Raw genomic sequence first — 18,664 nt, forward strand, 5'->3', positions numbered from 1 at the left:
ATTCACATGCTTGCGAACGAAAGATTAAGTTAATTCAATATGATTCATTTCATGTAGTAATTCGCGCGCCTCAACAAGAGGCAATCCGACTACCGCTGAATAACTACCCTTTATCGATTTTACAAAGCAGCCACCTAAACCCTGAATGCCATAGGCTCCAGCTTTATCCATAGGCTCTTGTGTTTCGATATAGGCATTAATTGTTGCTAGTGTCATTTGACAAAATGTCACTTGTGTCTGGCACAATCTGGTAAGCGTTGTGGTGCCATTTGTTACAGCCACTGCTGTCATCACCTGATGAGTTTGACCAGATAAATCAGATAAAATTCTTTGTGCATCTTGTTTATCTGTTGGCTTTCCTAAAATTTGCTCGCCTAACACTACAATGGTGTCCGAACCAAGCACTTTAGGATTAGCTTCATCAGTGCACAAGGTGAGCCCTACTTGAGCTTTTTCTATGGCTAAACGAACAACGAAATCAGCAGCTGGTTCACCTAACTGATGCGATTCATCAATATCAGGCGCAACCTGCTTAAATGAGAAATTTGCTTCGGAGAAACCCACTTGAGTAAATAACTCTTTGCGTCTTGGAGAAGTAGAAGCGAGAACCCAGCCCATAGTTAACGTACCTTATAGCTTCGGCGAATATTTCTAAGCACCCAGAATACCCACCACCACATAAAAATACTGGATATTGCAGGTAAAAACATTGACCAATCAAAGGCCACACCGTTTACAACAAATTCAACCCAATAAATAATAAAGTGATAAAAGCAAACAAATATGGCCACTAAAATCGACTGCTGCCAACGGGTAAAGTTACGCAATCGCTGTGATTGCATCACAATCACATAAATCACAATCGAAAATGCTAAGGAGCGAATGCCTAAAGTTGCTCCCAGTAACACATCCAACAGCACCCCTAAAACCCAAGCTGTTAAAATACTATAACGATGAGGTAATGCCATCGCCCAGTAAATCATAACCATAAGCAACCAATCAGGTCGCCAAGCTTCAACGATTTTAGGTAGCGGCATGATTTGAAACATCATCCCGATAAAAATTGTCACTAATACGACAAAGCGGCCATTGGCAATATGCGCACTCATTGGCTTACCCCGTCTTGTGATTCAGTTTGACTTGTCTCACCTTCAACTTCAGGAATTTCAGTGATATTAGAGGCAGGCAAATCATCTACTCCATCATCAGGCCAAATCAATAATACATAGCGAATGCGATCTAGAGCAGCGAGAGGCTGGGCGGAAATGACTGAATAAGCTTGCCCTGCATCGCGAGAGATTTTCATTACGCGAGCAACGGGATAGCCTTCAGGGAAGCGCTGGCCTAAACCTGATGTAACCAATAAATCGCCAACAACAATATCCGTACTTTTGGCCACATGACGTAATTCAATTTCGTCTATATCGCCTGTACCTTGCGCCATAGCGCGAACATCATTTCGAGTAATACGAACAGGAATACCATGAGTTGGGTCGGTAACCAATAGTACGCGACTGGTGAGTTCACTCACTTCAACAACTTGACCAACCACCCCTTGTGCATCCACAACGGACTGACCGACAAACACCCCAGTTCTCGCACCGTGGTTAAGAACCACATAATGCCTAAATGGATCACTTGCGACTTCCATGACTTCAGCAACAACCTTACGGGCATCCATATGAACAGGTGAGCCTAATAATGCCCTTAAGCGTTCGTTCTCTTGTCGTAAGTGTTCAAAGCGTTGCAGCCTTTCTGACATCAATAATTGTTGACGAAGCAATTCTTTATTTTGCATAGCCAGCATGTTGCGGGTCGCAATAGAGTCTGCGGACCAATCCAGTAATAAACCTGGCACATTAGCTAAATATTGTAAGGGACTTAAAACAGAGGAAATAGACTGACGAATAGGATCGAGGCGATCATTAGCGATAAGCAATACCACCGACAAAAAAATTGCCAGTGTTAATCTAAATTGTTGCGATATACCACGAACAAAAATGGGTTTCATAATTTATAGGCGATGACATTCTAAAAATCGTTAAAAACTATTTCATTAAAACAATTTCTTTAGAATCTACACCGCCATTTTTCGCTCTTTAGTTCTCTTCAGAGAATAAGTCGCCACCATGCATGTCTATCATCTCAAGGGCTTTACCGCCGCCTCGAGCAACACATGTTAATGGATCATCTGCAACCATAACCGGAATACCGGTTTCTTGCATTAGTAAGCGGTCTAAATCACGAAGTAATGCACCACCACCGGTTAATACCATGCCTCGTTCAGAAATATCAGAAGCAAGCTCTGGTGGAGACTGCTCTAACGCAACCATCACGGCACTTACAATGCCAGATAGTGGCTCTTGTAAGGCTTCAAGAATTTCATTGCTGTTAAGCGTAAAGCTTCTTGGAACACCTTCGGCAAGATTACGACCACGTACCTCAATTTCAAGTACTTCGTCGCCAGGATAAGCTGTACCAATAGTATGCTTGATACGTTCAGCTGTTGCTTCACCGATTAAGCTACCGTAGTTACGACGTACGTAGTTAATGATGGCATCATCAAACTTATCACCACCAATACGCACTGATGATGAATACACGACACCATTCAATGAAATAATCGCGACCTCAGTAGTACCACCACCGATATCAACAACCATAGAACCGGTTGCTTCTGACACAGGTAAACCTGCACCAATCGCCGCAGCCATTGGTTCTTCAATTAAGTAAACTTCACGAGCACCTGCACCCATGGCTGATTCTCGAATCGCACGACGTTCTACTTGCGTTGCACCTACTGGTACACACACTAAAACCCGCGGACTTGGACGGAAAAAGCTATTGTTATGCACTTGCTTAATGAAGTGTTGTAGCATTTTTTCGGTCACATAGAAGTCGGCAATAACGCCGTCTTTCATCGGGCGAATCGCTTGAATATTACCAGGAGTACGACCCAGCATTTGCTTGGCGTCTGTACCCACAGCAGCTACTGATTTTTGCCCGCTGCTGCCACGTTCGCCACGAATAGCTACAACTGATGGTTCGTTAAGCACGATACCTTCGTCACGAACGTAAATTAATGTATTTGCCGTACCTAAATCGATCGATAGGTCGTTTGAAAAAACTCCACGCAGCTTTTTGAACATGTTCTAGCCTGTATTCTGTAACGTCAGAAGAAAGAAAAATCAGGTAACTTTATCAACGCAGCTCAGTTTCCACAAGACCGAACGGGTTAACAATCGCTAATCTTGGCGATTTTTTTACATAATTGCTCATTTAAATCATCAGCGCATAAAAACAACAAAAAATCGAATAAAAAAACAACATAGATTGACTAAATAAACCCGTCAAAAAGTTGCTGCATGAACATAATTTGACGTTCTGAAATAAATGAATCATTCCAACTTCAAACAATATTCTATTCTTTTGCTTAGATTATCGTTTCTCGCGCCAATAGATTACTCGGTCGTGACCGCGATAGCGCCCAAAATAAGCGCTCGCTCTAGGATCATATAAGGTGGTTGACGAGATATTATCCCAGTTCCAATACCATTGCAGCCAATCAGGGACAATTAATGGCGCAGTAACCTGACCACGATAATCCTCTGCAGAACCTGTAATAATCGCATTCCACAACAAGGTAAATTCACCATTTGTAAAGCTAGCGGTTTGCCCTGTACGCTCAATTACTTGCCCATTCGTTAATGCTGGCTCAAATTGGTACCCCAAGACAACATCATCCACTTGACTGACAAGTGCTGGCGTCACTACAGAGCAACTATCATCGATATTTAGCACCCAAGCAGAACCATTCCAATATTCAGATCGAGTCGGCATTTGAAGGGTATCATTCTCTGCACCATAGGTATTATCCATTACCACTCGCCCATGACGAAAACGTTGGGTTGAAATTTGTTTCGCATCGCAATTAGAACCACAAGAACCAGCTGTAGCCGCATTCATATCAGGATCAGCGACAAAGCTATAGCCCAGAGGATTAAGCGCATCACCATCGTTATCAACAACTATCACCCCAATATCAAAATCTTCAAAGGGTCCATCCTGGCTGGGTGCAACAGCACGGCTTAAGCGTGCCATATAGCTGCTATCGATAGTGGCTACACCAGCAGACCAAGAACTGGCAGACACAGGTAATGCGCTCATTCGATTACGCTTATCATCACCGTCATCGGCATTTTCCCCAACCAATAAAGCCGTGGCATAAGCAAAGCTATCTTGATAGTTTTTAGTGATTTCAGAACCGATATTAAAAGCGCTAATATTCATCGCCATAGAAAAAGGCTGATCCATATAATTAAAAATGCCACAAGCGGGTAAAACACTAACGCCACTAATGACGAATCTATCAGGAATAAAACGACCAATATTACCTGAGCTAGCCAGTGGAATATCGTAAAAACTGGAGCCTAAATAACTCGAAGGGGCCTTCGCGGTAAACTCAAAAACACCCACTTCACTGATGGTCTGGGTAAGGTTATTAACATTATCACTGGCAGCGACATGATCATAAGCCGAGAGCCCTAACATTCCCTCTACTCCACCCGAAGGCGCAACTAAGTTACTTCCTAAAGTGATACCAGCATGAGCATAGTTTGGCGTGCTAGGGTTGTCACAATAATCAGTATCAGTATCCGACTCCCAAGCCATGCCTTTAACAATCAGTTCAAATTCTTCGCCCGCTTTTTTATAAACAGGACAGGTACTATTGCCGGCCGAGCAGCTAGCATTAGCATCTATAGGTTCTACACATAGTCCAACAGGAAAGCTAACAAAAGGATCGGCGCCAACCATCACTAACCCAGCTTCGTCTCCTGTACCATCGTATTGTGCATTCAGTTGTACTTCTCCAGCATCAGGATAATTCACTTCAATTTCTGCGATACCGTTACTGTTAAAATCCAAATTAATCGGTGTTCTTGCTGTTTGAGTCGTACCGATATTGGTAGCAGCCCCTGCACCAGTGACAGATACATTCTGTCCCGATATCACTGCACTCTCATCTGGAGAGACATAATCACTCCAAAAACCAACACTCTTAGTGACATCAGCAAATTGAGGAACGCATTCGAGAGTTTCACTATCTTTTTCCACTGCAGAAATGGAAATAACACCACTGGGTTTATTCGCTAACTTATCAGGGACATCAAAAATAAAACCACTGTCAGCAAAGTTAAAAGTACACTGCGCCGCTGTAGGCGTGTTTCCAGCAACACTACATAAGGTAGTACTGAATGGTTTTGCTCCAGGTGTTGAGCCCGTTACATCGACAGTTACCGATCCTGCAGTATTATTTCTAAGTTCTAAATTGGTGCTACCACCGCTAAAGCTGACCACATTACCGCCGACCCAACCACCGCCAGCTGCAATTGTGGCAGGGCTTAATGTCGCAGTCACAAAATCTGGGACTGTTTGACTACAATCAGCATTGGCACAAGCTTTTAACGTCATTGGCTCAGCGTTACAAGTTAATGCTGCACCAGTATGGGTGAACTCAAAATGGTCAATAACAACACCAATTGGGTTGGAGTCAAGCGCACAAATTTCAACATTATCAATTTCATGATTGTTCGTCGCACCACCGGTAGAGCCAGTAAGTGAAAGTAAAAAATCTGTCGGAACATTTGACTGGTTAGCTTCGGCTGCTGCATCGAAAGGAGCAATCAAGGTCACAAAGCCTGAACCAGTGTCACGTTCAACACTGACCATTGATTGCCCAGCGACTTGAGAATCAACGGTTATACGGTAACGATGGTTTGCATTTTCATTATTATCGACCGTAGGCGTCAAACAATCTCCATTAGGGTTATCTTGACCATTATTACAAGTGCCGCGTAGATAATCATAACCACTAGTGCCCGAACCTGAACCACGAACGGCTACAGATTGCTGCCTTCTACCTGGTCCTCCAGGGCCTCCCTCAGTGGAAAAGTTACCGTATTCATCAATACCAAAACCTAACCAGCCACCAGCAAAGCCATCATCATTCGAACGAGCACCATATCCAAGCGGGCCACCATAAGAACCGGGTTGAGGAGTGATTGATGCATCTGACAGCACAAAGGCGATACCGTCAGCACCACTGCCACCATAAGCGTAGTGATCAAACTCAATTACCACTAGGTTATCTGCTGCAGGGAATAGCCGTTGATATGTTGACGATGTCGCCTGATTTCCAGCGGCTTGTGTTATCCGTAGTCGATTATTGACAATCGCAGGTATAAAGCCACCTCGGCTTTCTGACACCACCCAATCATCACCTACATCACTGCGTTGAAAGTCATCATTAAAACACTCTAAAACCGGCTCCGTTTTCTCAAGTGCAATAAAACTATAGTTTTCCCAAATATGACTTCGGTCGTTATCACGATAGGTATCTTCATCTACAGCTATGCTTACGATAGAGTTCGTCAATTGACAACGCCTTAACCAACCACCATCGCCGCCACGTCGACTATTTTTACCAGCCACAAAAATAGGCGGATTAGTAAACCCTTCAAGATCTGAAGTGTAATTACATTGATAAGCCAAATTTTGAATATTACCATTGGTAAATGTTTGTGCTTCCCCAAAATGAAAATTAAGGTTTTCGCTATTCAGCACCATCGAACCACTGCCAGACTCCACACTAAGATAAGCAACTGTTTCTGATTGGATCTCATTATTATTTAAATTACCTGGCTGACACCTAGTGTTATTTGACCTTACTTCAGAGGTATCCATAGCTAAACCAATACCTGCATTGTTAAACTGAGAAAGACTGGTAAACCAGCAATCATTCACTTGGGTCTGTAATTGATTGAGCACTACATTTTGCGTACTTGGCAGGGCAACATTGACATACTGACTATTCGAGCCAATTAATGCGTTATCTAGTTCAACTGTCCCTGCAATAAGCTCTGTACCATTAGGTAGTTCATGGGTACCTTCAGTCACAGCGATCCAGTGCACTTCTGTCATGTCTTCTGACTGAACATAACGGTTTCCTTGTGATTCTGGCTCTTGCTGTGTCCAATTAAATCCATTTGTTGTTGGCGTTCCCGTTAAAAATACTGACGCAGGTCCATCATTATTGGTATTGGTTTGCTCAATAGTTGGCATTAAGAAAACAAGTGGTGTAACCCCATCTGGGAATGCAGTGTCAAATACCACGCTGCCTGAAGTCGCTTTACCATATTGGATATGAAAAGTATCTGGTGGTGTTGCTATATCACAGTTTGGAGTCACTGAGATTTGATCGGATTGACCGTCGAAGGTTAGTGATGAACTTCCTTCCAAATATATATTGTTGGCCGTCACGGCACCAACTAGTTCAGAAGATCCATCAAGTGTTGCATTTCCTTCAGCAACGACATATGCGCCTAAACTAGTTCCACCATTTAAAGTAAAATCACCATACGTATAAATAAGTAACCTTTCAGGGTCTGCAGTAAATGACTTATTAGAATGGGTATAGTCAGACTTGATAAATAAAGTCACTGTGCCATCTGTAGGAAACGTTACGTTTACGCCATTATTAATGAATAGTGATTCAATCCAATACTGACCTGGAGCAAAAATAATATTTCCAGAGTTAGCGCTCAAATCCTTTATTTTATAGATTCCCTCGGCATTATTCGAAGTAAACTGAACAGTCCTATCACTGCCTCCGTCAACAATTATATTTTGATATTCACCCTCAGGGATCTCAATGGTTTTTTCTTCCCATGATGGAGGGCCAAAATCATCAGTACTATCAGATTCACATTGAGAGAAATCTAGTCTATCAACAGGCAATGAAGCATTAAAATCTCCAGGTTTACAATCTTTAGCATTATTATTTGAAGGCACACACAGCTTGGCCGATGCATTCCCCCCTTGCACGTAATTAAAAGTAGGTAATTGTCCATTAGTGGGCGCGTTATAAATAAAAGAAGTATTTAAGTTGATACTACCTTGATCATTTATGTTATTTACGCCTTCAATGAAGGTATTACTCCAATCTGCTTTCACATGAGTGAATGGAGTAATTAATAACAAACCTAACGCTATTAGTTTGATAGTTGACTGTATTGAATTAATCCCCACGAGCTTCTACCTCCACTTGGCGATTAACTCTTAAACAACTAGTTGTCGCTGCATTACCTGCACAGTCGCCGGTCTCGCATACGGCATTACTGGTGATTTGATACTGAGTTATTCCGTCAACAGTTATCGCATTACACGTTACAGCAACACTGCAACCATGAAAGCCGACAGAACTTGGCGGTGTCCAAGTCGAATTGGCACTGCATACACCCACAGCACCTGATAGCGGAAATAGCTTGGCTAATTCTGCATCCGCTGCACTATTAGCACTAAATAATGCTCTTGCGCCCCACACTTCAACATTGACGGATTCATCTCCATCTTCGAGCATACGAATCAAGGTACCAGCCAGTAGAAACATGACAATTAACACAAACACTGCAATCACAAGCGCGCTGCCTTGTTGCTTATGTAACCCCATAACTTTCATTTGGGTATTTTGAGACGGCTGATGATTAAGGAACATTGGTCACCTGCACTTGATGCTGATACTTGAATGTTTCACCATTCACACTAAAACGAGGCTCCAGATGTACGATAGAATTCGTCATCAAGTTTTGCTCTGTTACTTTAATAGCAGGTTCCAATAATAAATTATTAGTAATATTTTCAGCCATTAATACGCCACTACCCATAGTTAATGGCACTGGCTGACTGACAATATAGCCATAGTTTGAATAGCGATTTAAAATAACTTCAGCTGAGCCAGCTATACTCTCGAAGCAATAACTCACTGGCTGTGCTGCGAAATATATCCTCTTAATAGGCGACTGCTCTGCAAACTGAACAGAACCGCCAAAAGTGAGTGTAATGATATTTGCTGATGAAGAAGCCGATTGCACAGCGAAACGCTTATTTCGAGAAGCTTGGTAAACGTCATTTACACCGGTAATGCTTTCATTCGCTAAGGGATACACAATGGCAAATAACCCATTACCTACGCTAATATTGTTATCTACAATTGTGCCAGTTAATGCTGAAGCATTGGGATAAATTGGTAGCGTTAAATAACTACTGCTTGCTTCTATCGGAAGTAATTCAATACATTGAAAATTGCCACTATTGTCAGTGCGAATTCGAACACTATTAGGCACAGAGTTACGAATATCGCGGGTCATGCGCTCCACTGCAAATCGACTTTGACCAAGTACTTGATCAATTGAACTGGATTCGACAAAAATACGGGTGCCGAAAATAACGAAGCTACTTACGCCAACCACTAAAATACCCAGTATTAGAATAACGGTTACCATTTCAACTAAGGTAAATCCAACTTGCCTCGAACTGTGTTTAAGCTGTATCAATAGTTACTCCTCACCGCTTGGTAAGTGATAACTTCACCCGAAGGTGTAGTAACATCCACAGTGATTAACTTTTCGGCTTGGCCGTTTCGGTATTCAACGGCGACCTGCATTTGATAACCTAAATACACATCGGCATAGGTTTGAGTTGAATCAAGCATGTTGCTGTTGATATTAAGACCATGATAATCATCAACATCATTAAAGTCGTTTCGCCCTTCACCATTGGGACCTAAGACCGTTGAGCAGTTTATTCCGGGGTTACTAGGCGCTGTTGAATTACAGGCTGGAATGCCACCATTAGAATTAGTGTTTTCATCAAAGCGTTTACCCCAAATTTCATTCATTACAGAGTGAGCCAACTCAGCAGAACGAACTCGAGATAACGTTTCTACTGCACGATCCGCTTGAGGAAGTAACATAGAGGTGAGCATGACAATCGCAATACTTAACACCAGCATACCGATAACGAGTTCGATTAACGTAAAACCGAATTGTGATGCTTTAATTGCTGATTTATTGAGTTTAAACTGTGGTAGTTGAGAACTACAAAGCATGGACATACCCCTCAGACTCCATAGCGATATTAAGTGTTTCCCCTGCTATTACAACAAAACAATTACCACTACAATTCAAAGTAGTACGACCTAAGCTATCAAAGTCCATGCTAAAGCTGGTACTGGAATTACTTGCAAGTTCAATATAAGCGCCGCCATTAAATGTTTGTTTTAGATCTGTTCGAATTAGCTGACTATCAATACAACCTGTGAATGCACTACTAACATTATGACGATATGTCGTCAGTTGATAACCATCAGAAACAACACTAATCCGATAACAGCGGTCGCTATTATTTAAGGCTTTTATTTGAACTTGTCGAAGCTCACTGATGAATTCATTTCTGAGGGTGTAAGCGCTATAACTCGATTCAGGCAACAGCTTAGGCAGTACAAACACAGCAATAATTCCTACGATTAGAATCGTAGTTACCAGTTCAATTAACGAAAAACCTGAACAATGCCGTATAAGCCGAGTTTGAAACATCTGAATGATGAGCGCCTTTTGTTACATTTTCCTCTACACAGTATGGCAAAATATAACACAAACGTCTTGATATCCTTTATTAAAAATACAATCAGGCATATATCAATTAAGGTTGCATTTTTGTAGCTATCTTTCTAAACCCTAAGCAATAAAAAAGGCCTGCAAGCAGGCCTTTAAAACAGACTAAGATAAATTAGCACTCAGAAGCTGTTGGCATTGTTAAAGAATTGCCATCACCATCTTCAGCATCACTAGTGAATATTGGCAATGCTCCCTCTGACTGTGATTCAGTATAAATAATATTACACCCTGCAGGCGCACCTACTTGTTGAATAGTCACAACACCGCCAGTTCCAGTAATACTCCAATCATCTGTAGACATATCAACAGCATTAATAACATCTGCAGCACTGCCTGCGGTATAACCATAAACTACATTCAGAACTGTACCTGTTCCAATATCTACAGTTGCTTTACCGTCTGCATCACCTTTTTCAACACCAGCAAGAGCCGACTTTGAGTAAACTAAACTATTGGCACTTTGAATTGCAGCTTTTACACCTTGTAATGTCGATACACGAGCATCGCCTTGAAGGTTAATAAACTTAGGCGCTGCGGTTACCGCTAAAATACCTAGAATGATAATAACAACCACTAATTCGATTAAAGTAAAACCTTGTTGTTTTTGCATGTTGAAAACCTTGTTCTATATTGAATAACTTCAACTCATGAGCAAGCTGCTCATGAGTTTATCCCTTTATATTTACAATTTTATCACTAACAGTTAATCACAGAGTGTTATCAAGGGCACAAAAGGCTTTAATAACTGATATTTAGGCATAAAAAAACCCGCAAAAAAGCGGGTTTAATTAGAGAATAGCATTAACAATCAGTTGTTTTTACTTCGTAAGTTGGTAATTCTCCAATAGCATCTGCTGGAGTATACTCTAGGTGGCAGTCAGCTGCTGCATTTGATCCTGTTCCATCATCATAAGGGGAACTTGTTTGATACAATACTGTTGCATCAGTTAAAGAGGCACCCGCAACGATAGTCCAATCATTAGTCGTATCTAGCTCTAATGCATCTCCCAGAGAAGTCGCATCATTTTGCAAATATCCGTAAGCAATTTTTACAGTATCAGCAGCAGTAGCTCCAATTTGCACAGTAGAATCATCTGCTTTTTCTTCCCCTGCAATAGCAGACTTAGAATAAACAAGCGTATTAGCACCTTGAAGTGACGCCTTTAATCCATCAAGTGTTGATGCATATGCATCACCTTGAAGGTTAATAAATTTAGGTGCTGCAGTTACCGCTAAAATACCTAAAATAATAATGACCACAACTAACTCGATTAATGTGAAACCTTGTTGCTTTTGTTTGATACGCATAATGTAGACCCTTTATTTAAATCAAATATGTGAATGTTGTACATCTGTTCATTTGTGAAATGCCCACTCAATATTCCATATTTTGTGGTTATTCTTTAACGCTTACTACTGCTATATTGCAGTTTTTACTTCTACTCGTGTTTAGTCGTTACTAAAACTAAGCACTTGTCCTGTGCCAGGGTTGTAAGTCACCCCCTTGGCGCCAGCTGTTGATAAATCTGGAGATGGAGATGGAACACCTGTGCTCTGATTTAATGTTAACGATGCCACTTGATGATAAACACACAAATCAATACCTGTCACTTGTGTACCGTCAATGGCAGTTGTATCGCCACCAACACCTTCTAACATTCTGACGGTGTATCTTTGATCTCTCGCATCTTCATTAAATAAAACATTTCTTGGTGCACTTTGCAGTACATTATCAAAAACCTGCTGACACGATTGATTTGTCATCGAAGTAGCATCACTGTTTGAACTACCAGTAGGAAAGCCAAAACGCGTATCTAATGACACTTGAGTACCATCTAGAATAACTGAAGTGTTACGACGACCATCGACTTCCCATTGTGCTCGAACAAACCCTACAGCAGTAGCAAGCCCACCAGCAACCCCATCAACACTGGCATTTTGTGCATCTTCAGTGACATTCAAAAAGCGTGGTATTGCTGTCGCAGCTAATAAGCCAAGAATAACGATAACAATCACTAATTCGATTAACGAAAAGCCCTGTTGTTTTAATTTCATAATAAATTACCTATATTGCGACTTACACTTGTCCGACTTTAATTGCAGCTGTAAGGCCATTGTTACTCAGCCAAAGCTATCGTGTAAATAAATTTTAGCACCATTTAAACATTTAAACATTTGTATTGATTAAATATTAGCTATTGTTATCAAAAAATATCACTCTACCTGTTGATGTTTGATAACTAATGCTGCCACTTTGCTCAGTTGCAAAACGACAAATTTTTGTCTCATTTTGATATATCACCTCAGCTTTTATGTCATGCAAATCACTTGCCATCAGCTGATGCCATAACTCTTTACAACCTTCGACCGAGTCCCTTTTTAACAACGGCCAACCTTCATCTGACATTTGGACGATACTTTTACTGGCGTTGATATTATCAGCTTCAAGTTGTTTACTTGCTGCCCCGCGCCCTGTATCTGCCCAGCTTAACTTGAGCGAATCAGGCCTACCTTGACTAAGCCACTGACTTTTTACCATAGCTAACACATACAACAATCTACTGTGCTCTAGTTCTAAACTTTTGGTGCCGATATTATCAACACTTGAAAAGTGCTTAGTCCCAATTATCGCCATGACCACTGATACGAGTATCAAAGTAATTATACGCGCATAGGTCTTGAGTAGATCGCTTTCTGATTTCTGTTGCTTTCGCATTATGCAATCAACTCATCACTAGTCATTGCTATATGCTGCTTGGGCAAGAACATGATTAACCTCTTCAATCGGAGTCCCTTAGCCTTTAACAACATTGAGCATGTCCCACATAGGTAAATAAATACCCAATGCTAAGATGAGAACAATACAAGCGACAAAGCCAATTAAAATAGGCTCTAACTTAGCGGTTAAGTTTTTTAAATCGTAATCAACTTCACCTTCATAAAAGTCTGCTGCGTCATTGAGTAATTGATCGATTTGGCCTGTTTCTTCACCAACTGCGACCATTTGCAACACTAATGGCGTGAACAAAGCACTTTGATTCGATACCCTAAGCATCGACTCTCCCGATTCAATTCCCCGCCTCATTGCGACAATACGATCATGCATGTAACTATTATCAACAGCGTCAGCAACCAAACTTAATGCTTGAGTCATGGGGACTCCAGCGCCAAGCATCATAGAAAAGCTGCGGCAATAGCGTGACAATGTTGAACGTTCGATAATAGAACCTACAGCTGGTATATGTAGCTTCCACTTATCCCATTGCCGCTCACCTTTTTCGGTGTGATGCCAATAACGTACGCCAACAATTGCAGCAACCAGCGATACCAACATCACATGCCAATAATTCACAAATAAGCTAGAAGTCGCCATCAATATTTTTGTTGCCCATGGCAAGTCAGCGCCAAAGCGGGAAAACATATCAGCGAATTTGGGGATGACCATGATATTCAATATCACCATCGCAATAGTAATCGCAATTAGAACGAAAATGGGATAGCGCATCGCAGACTTAATACGGCGACGAGTTTCTTGCTCACGTTCTATATAGCCAGACAACTGAATAAAAGCATCTTCTAATTTACCGGTGTTTTCTCCCACATGAATCATTGAAATAAACAAAGAATCAAATACATCTTGATGTTGATTCATAGCTGAAGAAAGCGGTCGACCTGAAGTTAATTGCTCCGAAATATCATTCAAAGCATCTTTCATTCGTTGAGAATGCGTCGTTTCAGCCAGCCCAGCAATGGCTCTTAAAATCGGAATGCCTGAGCGTGTTAACGAATACATTTGCCGAGTGAAAATTTGTAACTCTTCTAGCGATACTTTGCTTGCGAAAATACTGCCCAAATTAAAAGGTTGCGATTGCTTCACTTCACGCAGTTCGAGAGGAATAATACCGCGAGACATCAATGTATCAGCAGCACTGCTTTCATTGGCAGATTCAATAAACGCTTCAACCGCAGCGCCTTGATTATTTCGACCTCGATACTGGTAAGTCGGCATAATTACCCCCCTGTCGCTATATCAGTAGACATAACTTCAGCACTAGGCAGCTCACTCACATCTTCAACTAATTTAGCCACTTCCTCAATCGTAGTCATACCGTTATATAAATACTCAAAGGCTGAATCAGCTAAGGGAACAAATGTGGGGCTTTGCTGAGCAGCATGAGCAAAATCTTGCGGGTTGCCGGTTCGCATAGCATCAACCATGGCATCGTCCAGCTCTAAGATTTCAAAAATACCAATACGACCACGATACCCCGAACCATTACAACTTTGACAACCTGTACCTATTTTATAAGTTGCAGCGGCAAAATCTTTTTTAGCGATAGAATTAATCCAAGCGAGTTCCGATGAAGTAGGTTGATGATTCGTCATGCAATTTGGACATACCCGGCGCACGAGTCGCTGAGCAATAATAACCCGCAGTGCACTCGCGACAAGGTAACTTGCTGCGCCCATATCAAGTAAACGCAATGCACTGGTAATGGCATCGTTGGTATGTAGAGTTGATAATACAAAGTGACCAGTTAGTGCGCCTCGAAGACCGATTTCAACGGTCTCTTGGTCACGCATCTCACCAACCATGATGATATCGGGATCTTGTCGTAATGTCGTTCGCAGTACATTAGAGAAATTCAAGCCAATCTTATGGTTAACTTGTACTTGGTTAATACGAGGTAATTGATATTCAACCGGATCTTCAACGGTGATAATTTTAGTGTCTGGTTTATTAAGCTCACTTAAAATGCCGTATAAGGTTGTGGTTTTACCGCTACCAGTTGGCCCTGTGACTAATAGCATTCCATGTGGTCGCCTGATCTGCTTACGGATCCTTTGTAAAATATGATCTGGCATACCGGTTTCATTCAGCGTTAACAAACCCGCTGACTGATCCAGCAAACGCATTACCACAGACTCACCATGATAAATTGGCATGGTCGACATACGGATATCAATCTTATGACCTTTAATTTCAATATGGAAACGGCCATCTTGAGGCATACGTTTTTCAGAAATATCCAGTCCTGCCATCAGCTTTAAACGTAATACTAACGCCGAGGCAATGTTCACTTCATCAAGAGTATTTTCATGCAACTGGCCATCAATACGCTGACGTATCCTTAATACTTTTTCACCCGGTTCAATGTGAATATCCGATGCCCGCATTTGCACTGCATCTTCAAAAATAGATTGCAGTAACTTAACAACCGTTGTTTCATTATCGCTATCACTGTCAGTAATACTCGCCAAATCAAACATATCATCAGCGGCATATTCTTCTTCTAACTCCCCAGCAATTTTGGCTATTTCACCAGTACGGCGATACAAATTATCGAACGCATCTAATAACTGCTGCTCTGGTGTTACCGCAATGGTGATTTTTTTAGGTGCAATAAAGACTTCTAAATTATCGATGGCCTGCAAGTCAGCAGGGTCACTCATTGCTAAAGTAACAGTATCAGCAGTTGCCTCTACGACAAGGGCGCGATAACGCCTAGCCTGAACCTCAGGGATTAAATTAACCACTTCTGATGGGATCGACAGGCGACTAATATCTAAATAAGGTAAATTAAGCTGCTGGGATAAAAACTTAAGTAACTGATCTTCAGTAATGCAATGTAAATCAATTAATGTACGTCCCAGTTTTTTACCTGAGTTTCGCTGTTCAGATAATGCTTGGGTTAATTGGTCGTCAGTAATAATGTGTTCTTGAACGAGAAGATCGCCTAAACGCATTTTCAATTTTGGTTTCATTGGCTACCTCCAAGTTGAATCAATCGTTGTTCTATATAAGTCATAGCGCCAGTTGATAATCCCCGATAAGACAAAGCTTTACGATACGCATCTGCAGCTTGTGGATATTGCTGTTGTGAATCTAGTGCATAAGCTAAGCCCATCCACCAACGCGCTTGCGAAGGCTCTACGGTGATTAGCGAACGATAGGCTGATTCCGCAAGTTCAAAGCGACCATTCTTTTGCGCAATATCACTTTGTAAAATCCATTTATCTCTTGCCCAATCGCTGCTATCACTAACTCCATCAAGAGTCGTCAGGGCTTTAATCGGACTAAATGATGCATTCTCAACTTTGGCTTTTAAAATGGCTAATTCAACTTCTTCAGGAAATTGAGCCACTCCTTGGGCTAATATTTGCTCAGCTCGACCTAAATTGTTCAAAGCATAATATAAAGAAGCTAATTGCTTTCGCGCTTTATGCATTGCAGGATCGAGCATTAATGCTTCATAGTAATATTTCACTGCTTTATCAATTTTTTGTTGTTGCTCAGCAACCTCAGCAATTTCAAATTTCTTTTGAGCAAGTTCTGTATCAGTCAAAACCACTTCTTTCACTGCCATAGCACCTTTTGTGCTTTTAATGGCGCCTGACTCAGAACTCTTTATTACACTGTTTTGCGATTCAGTTTTCACTTCCGACTTCACGTCATCCACAATCGTTGATGTACGAGTATTTTGCGAAAACCTAACTTGCACCGTAGAAGAATCATTACTTGCCGTTGAAGGTTTCAATGCAGTAGATTCAGTGATTGCAGCCATTTTTGAGTCAACTTTAAGGACTCGTGGCTGTGATTGAGCTTTTGGCTCTGCTGCAGTTAACTCCGTTCCTTTAATCTCGGATACCTGAGTCAGTTCATTTTGTTCACTTAATGGCTTATCAGTTAGGGCTATGTTGCTCGCCTCAGGACTCGTTACATCGCTAATAGATTCACTTTCTAAACGATTATTTGAATTACTAGCTGAATCACTAAACGTCACAGCTTCAGGACTGTCTGCATTAGCTTCAAGCTGCAAAGATTCTGCATTGTTATCTAGACTCAAATCAGTATTACTCGTTTGAACAACATTAGAGTCAATAGGTTTAACGTTGACGGCTTTAGCTTGCTTAGTTTCCGCTAAAGGTTGTAGCTTCTTAAGCTGTAAACCTTGGCGATAAAACATCACAGCAAAAACAGCAACCGCGATAAGCATAGCTATCGAGATATAAATACCTTTACGAGAGTGCTCATCTGATGAATCCGACTGCACTTGGCTGATAAACTGCACTTCAGGCTTAACAAACCCAGTTTCAGCAGATGAATCAGTATTAGCTTTTGAAGCTGAGCCGCTATCTTGCGTCGTCGCACTCTTCTGCTTATCAAGGTCTTTTAATACTTTATTAATCACGCTCATATTGACTCTCTTAACTTCAATAACCAGTCAACATCGATAACCAATAGCATTACCAGTGAAGCGCCGATGATAAATAAAACGGTTAACCATCCTATGTTTTGATCTTTAATGTGTATTTGGTCGGCATCTTCAGTATCGACGATGGCCGCTTTACAGTGTTTAGTGAGTACTTTCTTACCACCTTCAGCAAAACATAATAAAAGGGCTTTATTGGCAATAATATTAACCAAACGAGGGATACCTCTAGCCGCTTTTGATACTAACTGAATGTCTTTATCACTAAATAAGGACTCACCTTGATAACCAGCAATACCCAAGCGATAATCAATATAGGCTTGAATTTCATCCCACAATAAAGGACGTAAACTGTAGCTAAAAGTTATCCGCTGCTTTAATTGTCTTAATTTTCTATCTTGTAGTCGGTTATCAAGTTCCGGCTGACCAAATAACACAACTTGAATTAATTTAGTACTTTCAGTTTCTAAATTAGTAAATAGTCTTAATGTTTCTAAGCTCTCGTTCGGTAAAGCTTGCGCCTCATCCAGCACTAGAATGACTTTTAACCCTTGAGTATTGAGTTCCAATAAACGGTTCTGAATCAGAACTGTCAGCTGTTGCTGATTAAGTTTATCTTCTAATGCTAGACCTAACTCTGTAGCTAAAGCCCAACGTAATTCTTCTGGGGTAAGATACGGGTTGGGAACATAAGCACATTGGTAATTATCAGGTAATTCATTTAACAATTTACGACAAATAAGTGTCTTGCCAGTTCCGACTTCACCGGTAACCTTAATGAAGCCTTCGCCATTTTCGATGGCAGTTTGCAATACCTGAAGCGCCTCAACATGAGGAGTTAACCCAAAAAAGAATTTCGTATTTGGGGTTAACGTAAAGGGTAATTGCTCTAGCCCAAAATGTTGCTGATACATGGCATTAATTAACGGTGTAAAC

At 41.2% G+C, this 18,664-nt stretch carries 17 protein-coding genes; all 17 read right to left on the reverse strand.

Going from position 1 to position 18,664, the window contains the following annotated elements; translation table 11 throughout:
- Nucleotides 1-24: 24 nt before the first annotated feature.
- The 17 genes from QPX86_RS18270 to QPX86_RS18350 all read right to left on the reverse strand — a co-directional run bounded on the left by QPX86_RS18270 (nt 25) and on the right by QPX86_RS18350 (nt 18,642).
- Nucleotides 25-618, reverse strand: a complete 594-nt coding sequence (locus QPX86_RS18270; RefSeq protein ID WP_285163453.1) for a Maf family protein — start codon at nt 616-618, stop codon at nt 25-27.
- A gap of 2 nt (nt 619-620) precedes the next feature.
- Nucleotides 621-1,109: a rod shape-determining protein MreD gene (gene mreD / locus QPX86_RS18275; protein ID WP_220754078.1), complete on the reverse strand. Its 489-nt coding sequence runs from the start codon at nt 1,107-1,109 to the stop codon at nt 621-623.
- Nucleotides 1,106-2,011 (reverse strand): rod shape-determining protein MreC, encoded by a 906-nt coding sequence (mreC, locus tag QPX86_RS18280; protein WP_220754077.1) that lies wholly within the window; start codon nt 2,009-2,011, stop codon nt 1,106-1,108. Before mreC ends, mreD begins: the two co-directional genes overlap by 4 nt.
- Before the next feature lie 88 nt (nt 2,012-2,099).
- Nucleotides 2,100-3,149, reverse strand: a complete 1,050-nt coding sequence (locus QPX86_RS18285) for a rod shape-determining protein (protein ID WP_055022908.1) — start codon at nt 3,147-3,149, stop codon at nt 2,100-2,102.
- Nucleotides 3,150-3,438: 289 nt separating this feature from the next.
- Nucleotides 3,439-8,088, reverse strand: a complete 4,650-nt coding sequence (locus QPX86_RS18290) for a DUF6701 domain-containing protein (RefSeq protein ID WP_285163454.1) — start codon at nt 8,086-8,088, stop codon at nt 3,439-3,441.
- Nucleotides 8,078-8,554: an MSHA biogenesis protein MshP gene (locus QPX86_RS18295; protein ID WP_220754075.1), complete on the reverse strand. Its 477-nt coding sequence runs from the start codon at nt 8,552-8,554 to the stop codon at nt 8,078-8,080. Before QPX86_RS18295 ends, QPX86_RS18290 begins: the two co-directional genes overlap by 11 nt.
- The gene (locus tag QPX86_RS18300) at nt 8,544-9,389 is read right to left on the reverse strand and encodes a PilW family protein (protein WP_407696638.1); all 846 of its coding nucleotides are present in this window, start codon (nt 9,387-9,389) and stop codon (nt 8,544-8,546) included. Before QPX86_RS18300 ends, QPX86_RS18295 begins: the two co-directional genes overlap by 11 nt.
- A complete protein-coding gene (locus QPX86_RS18305) occupies nt 9,389-9,946 on the reverse strand; it encodes a type IV pilus modification PilV family protein (RefSeq protein WP_285163455.1) in 558 nt (185 codons plus the stop codon). The genes QPX86_RS18300 and QPX86_RS18305 overlap by 1 nt, the downstream gene beginning before the upstream one ends.
- Entirely contained in the window at nt 9,936-10,433 is a 498-nt protein-coding gene (locus QPX86_RS18310) for a type II secretion system protein (RefSeq protein ID WP_285163456.1), read from the reverse strand. Before QPX86_RS18310 ends, QPX86_RS18305 begins: the two co-directional genes overlap by 11 nt.
- 193 nt (nt 10,434-10,626) lie before the next feature.
- Complete coding sequence (locus tag QPX86_RS18315) at nt 10,627-11,124, reverse strand: prepilin-type N-terminal cleavage/methylation domain-containing protein (RefSeq protein WP_220754072.1); 498 nt, start codon at nt 11,122-11,124, stop codon at nt 10,627-10,629.
- A 191-nt stretch (nt 11,125-11,315) separates the two neighbouring features.
- Nucleotides 11,316-11,822 carry a prepilin-type N-terminal cleavage/methylation domain-containing protein gene (locus QPX86_RS18320; protein ID WP_220754071.1) on the reverse strand — a complete coding sequence of 169 codons (507 nt, stop codon included), beginning with the start codon at nt 11,820-11,822 and terminating at the stop codon, nt 11,316-11,318.
- Nucleotides 11,823-11,963: 141 nt separating this feature from the next.
- On the reverse strand, nt 11,964-12,569 hold the full coding sequence (locus QPX86_RS18325) for a pilin (RefSeq protein WP_220754070.1): 606 nt from the start codon (nt 12,567-12,569) through the stop codon (nt 11,964-11,966).
- Nucleotides 12,570-12,705: 136 nt separating this feature from the next.
- Nucleotides 12,706-13,230: an MSHA biogenesis protein MshF gene (locus tag QPX86_RS18330; RefSeq protein WP_220754069.1), complete on the reverse strand. Its 525-nt coding sequence runs from the start codon at nt 13,228-13,230 to the stop codon at nt 12,706-12,708.
- Nucleotides 13,231-13,308: 78 nt separating this feature from the next.
- Entirely contained in the window at nt 13,309-14,523 is a 1,215-nt protein-coding gene (locus QPX86_RS18335; protein WP_285163457.1) for a type II secretion system F family protein, read from the reverse strand.
- A 2-nt stretch (nt 14,524-14,525) separates the two neighbouring features.
- The gene (locus QPX86_RS18340) at nt 14,526-16,280 is read right to left on the reverse strand and encodes a GspE/PulE family protein (protein ID WP_285163458.1); all 1,755 of its coding nucleotides are present in this window, start codon (nt 16,278-16,280) and stop codon (nt 14,526-14,528) included.
- On the reverse strand, nt 16,277-17,713 hold the full coding sequence (locus QPX86_RS18345) for a tetratricopeptide repeat protein (protein ID WP_285163459.1): 1,437 nt from the start codon (nt 17,711-17,713) through the stop codon (nt 16,277-16,279). Before QPX86_RS18345 ends, QPX86_RS18340 begins: the two co-directional genes overlap by 4 nt.
- The gene (locus QPX86_RS18350; protein ID WP_285163460.1) at nt 17,710-18,642 is read right to left on the reverse strand and encodes an ExeA family protein; all 933 of its coding nucleotides are present in this window, start codon (nt 18,640-18,642) and stop codon (nt 17,710-17,712) included. Before QPX86_RS18350 ends, QPX86_RS18345 begins: the two co-directional genes overlap by 4 nt.
- Between the last annotated feature and the right edge of the window lie 22 nt (nt 18,643-18,664).

The sequence above is a fragment of the Shewanella goraebulensis genome, from assembly GCF_030252245.1.
GTDB lineage: Bacteria > Pseudomonadota > Gammaproteobacteria > Enterobacterales > Shewanellaceae > Shewanella > Shewanella goraebulensis.

Coding starts and splice junctions, on each gene's coding strand:
- QPX86_RS18270 (WP_285163453.1), bottom strand. CDS start 618: ATGGGCTGGGTTCTCGCTTCTACTTCTCCAAGACGCAAAGAGTTATTT.
- mreD (WP_220754078.1), bottom strand. CDS start 1,109: ATGAGTGCGCATATTGCCAATGGCCGCTTTGTCGTATTAGTGACAATT.
- mreC (WP_220754077.1), bottom strand. CDS start 2,011: ATGAAACCCATTTTTGTTCGTGGTATATCGCAACAATTTAGATTAACA.
- QPX86_RS18285 (WP_055022908.1), bottom strand. CDS start 3,149: ATGTTCAAAAAGCTGCGTGGAGTTTTTTCAAACGACCTATCGATCGAT.
- QPX86_RS18295 (WP_220754075.1), bottom strand. CDS start 8,554: ATGTTCCTTAATCATCAGCCGTCTCAAAATACCCAAATGAAAGTTATG.
- QPX86_RS18305 (WP_285163455.1), bottom strand. CDS start 9,946: ATGCTTTGTAGTTCTCAACTACCACAGTTTAAACTCAATAAATCAGCA.
- QPX86_RS18310 (WP_285163456.1), bottom strand. CDS start 10,433: ATGTTTCAAACTCGGCTTATACGGCATTGTTCAGGTTTTTCGTTAATT.
- QPX86_RS18315 (WP_220754072.1), bottom strand. CDS start 11,124: ATGCAAAAACAACAAGGTTTTACTTTAATCGAATTAGTGGTTGTTATT.
- QPX86_RS18320 (WP_220754071.1), bottom strand. CDS start 11,822: ATGCGTATCAAACAAAAGCAACAAGGTTTCACATTAATCGAGTTAGTT.
- QPX86_RS18325 (WP_220754070.1), bottom strand. CDS start 12,569: ATGAAATTAAAACAACAGGGCTTTTCGTTAATCGAATTAGTGATTGTT.
- QPX86_RS18330 (WP_220754069.1), bottom strand. CDS start 13,230: ATGCGAAAGCAACAGAAATCAGAAAGCGATCTACTCAAGACCTATGCG.
- QPX86_RS18335 (WP_285163457.1), bottom strand. CDS start 14,523: ATGCCGACTTACCAGTATCGAGGTCGAAATAATCAAGGCGCTGCGGTT.
- QPX86_RS18340 (WP_285163458.1), bottom strand. CDS start 16,280: ATGAAACCAAAATTGAAAATGCGTTTAGGCGATCTTCTCGTTCAAGAA.
- QPX86_RS18345 (WP_285163459.1), bottom strand. CDS start 17,713: ATGAGCGTGATTAATAAAGTATTAAAAGACCTTGATAAGCAGAAGAGT.
- QPX86_RS18350 (WP_285163460.1), bottom strand. CDS start 18,642: ATGTATCAGCAACATTTTGGGCTAGAGCAATTACCCTTTACGTTAACC.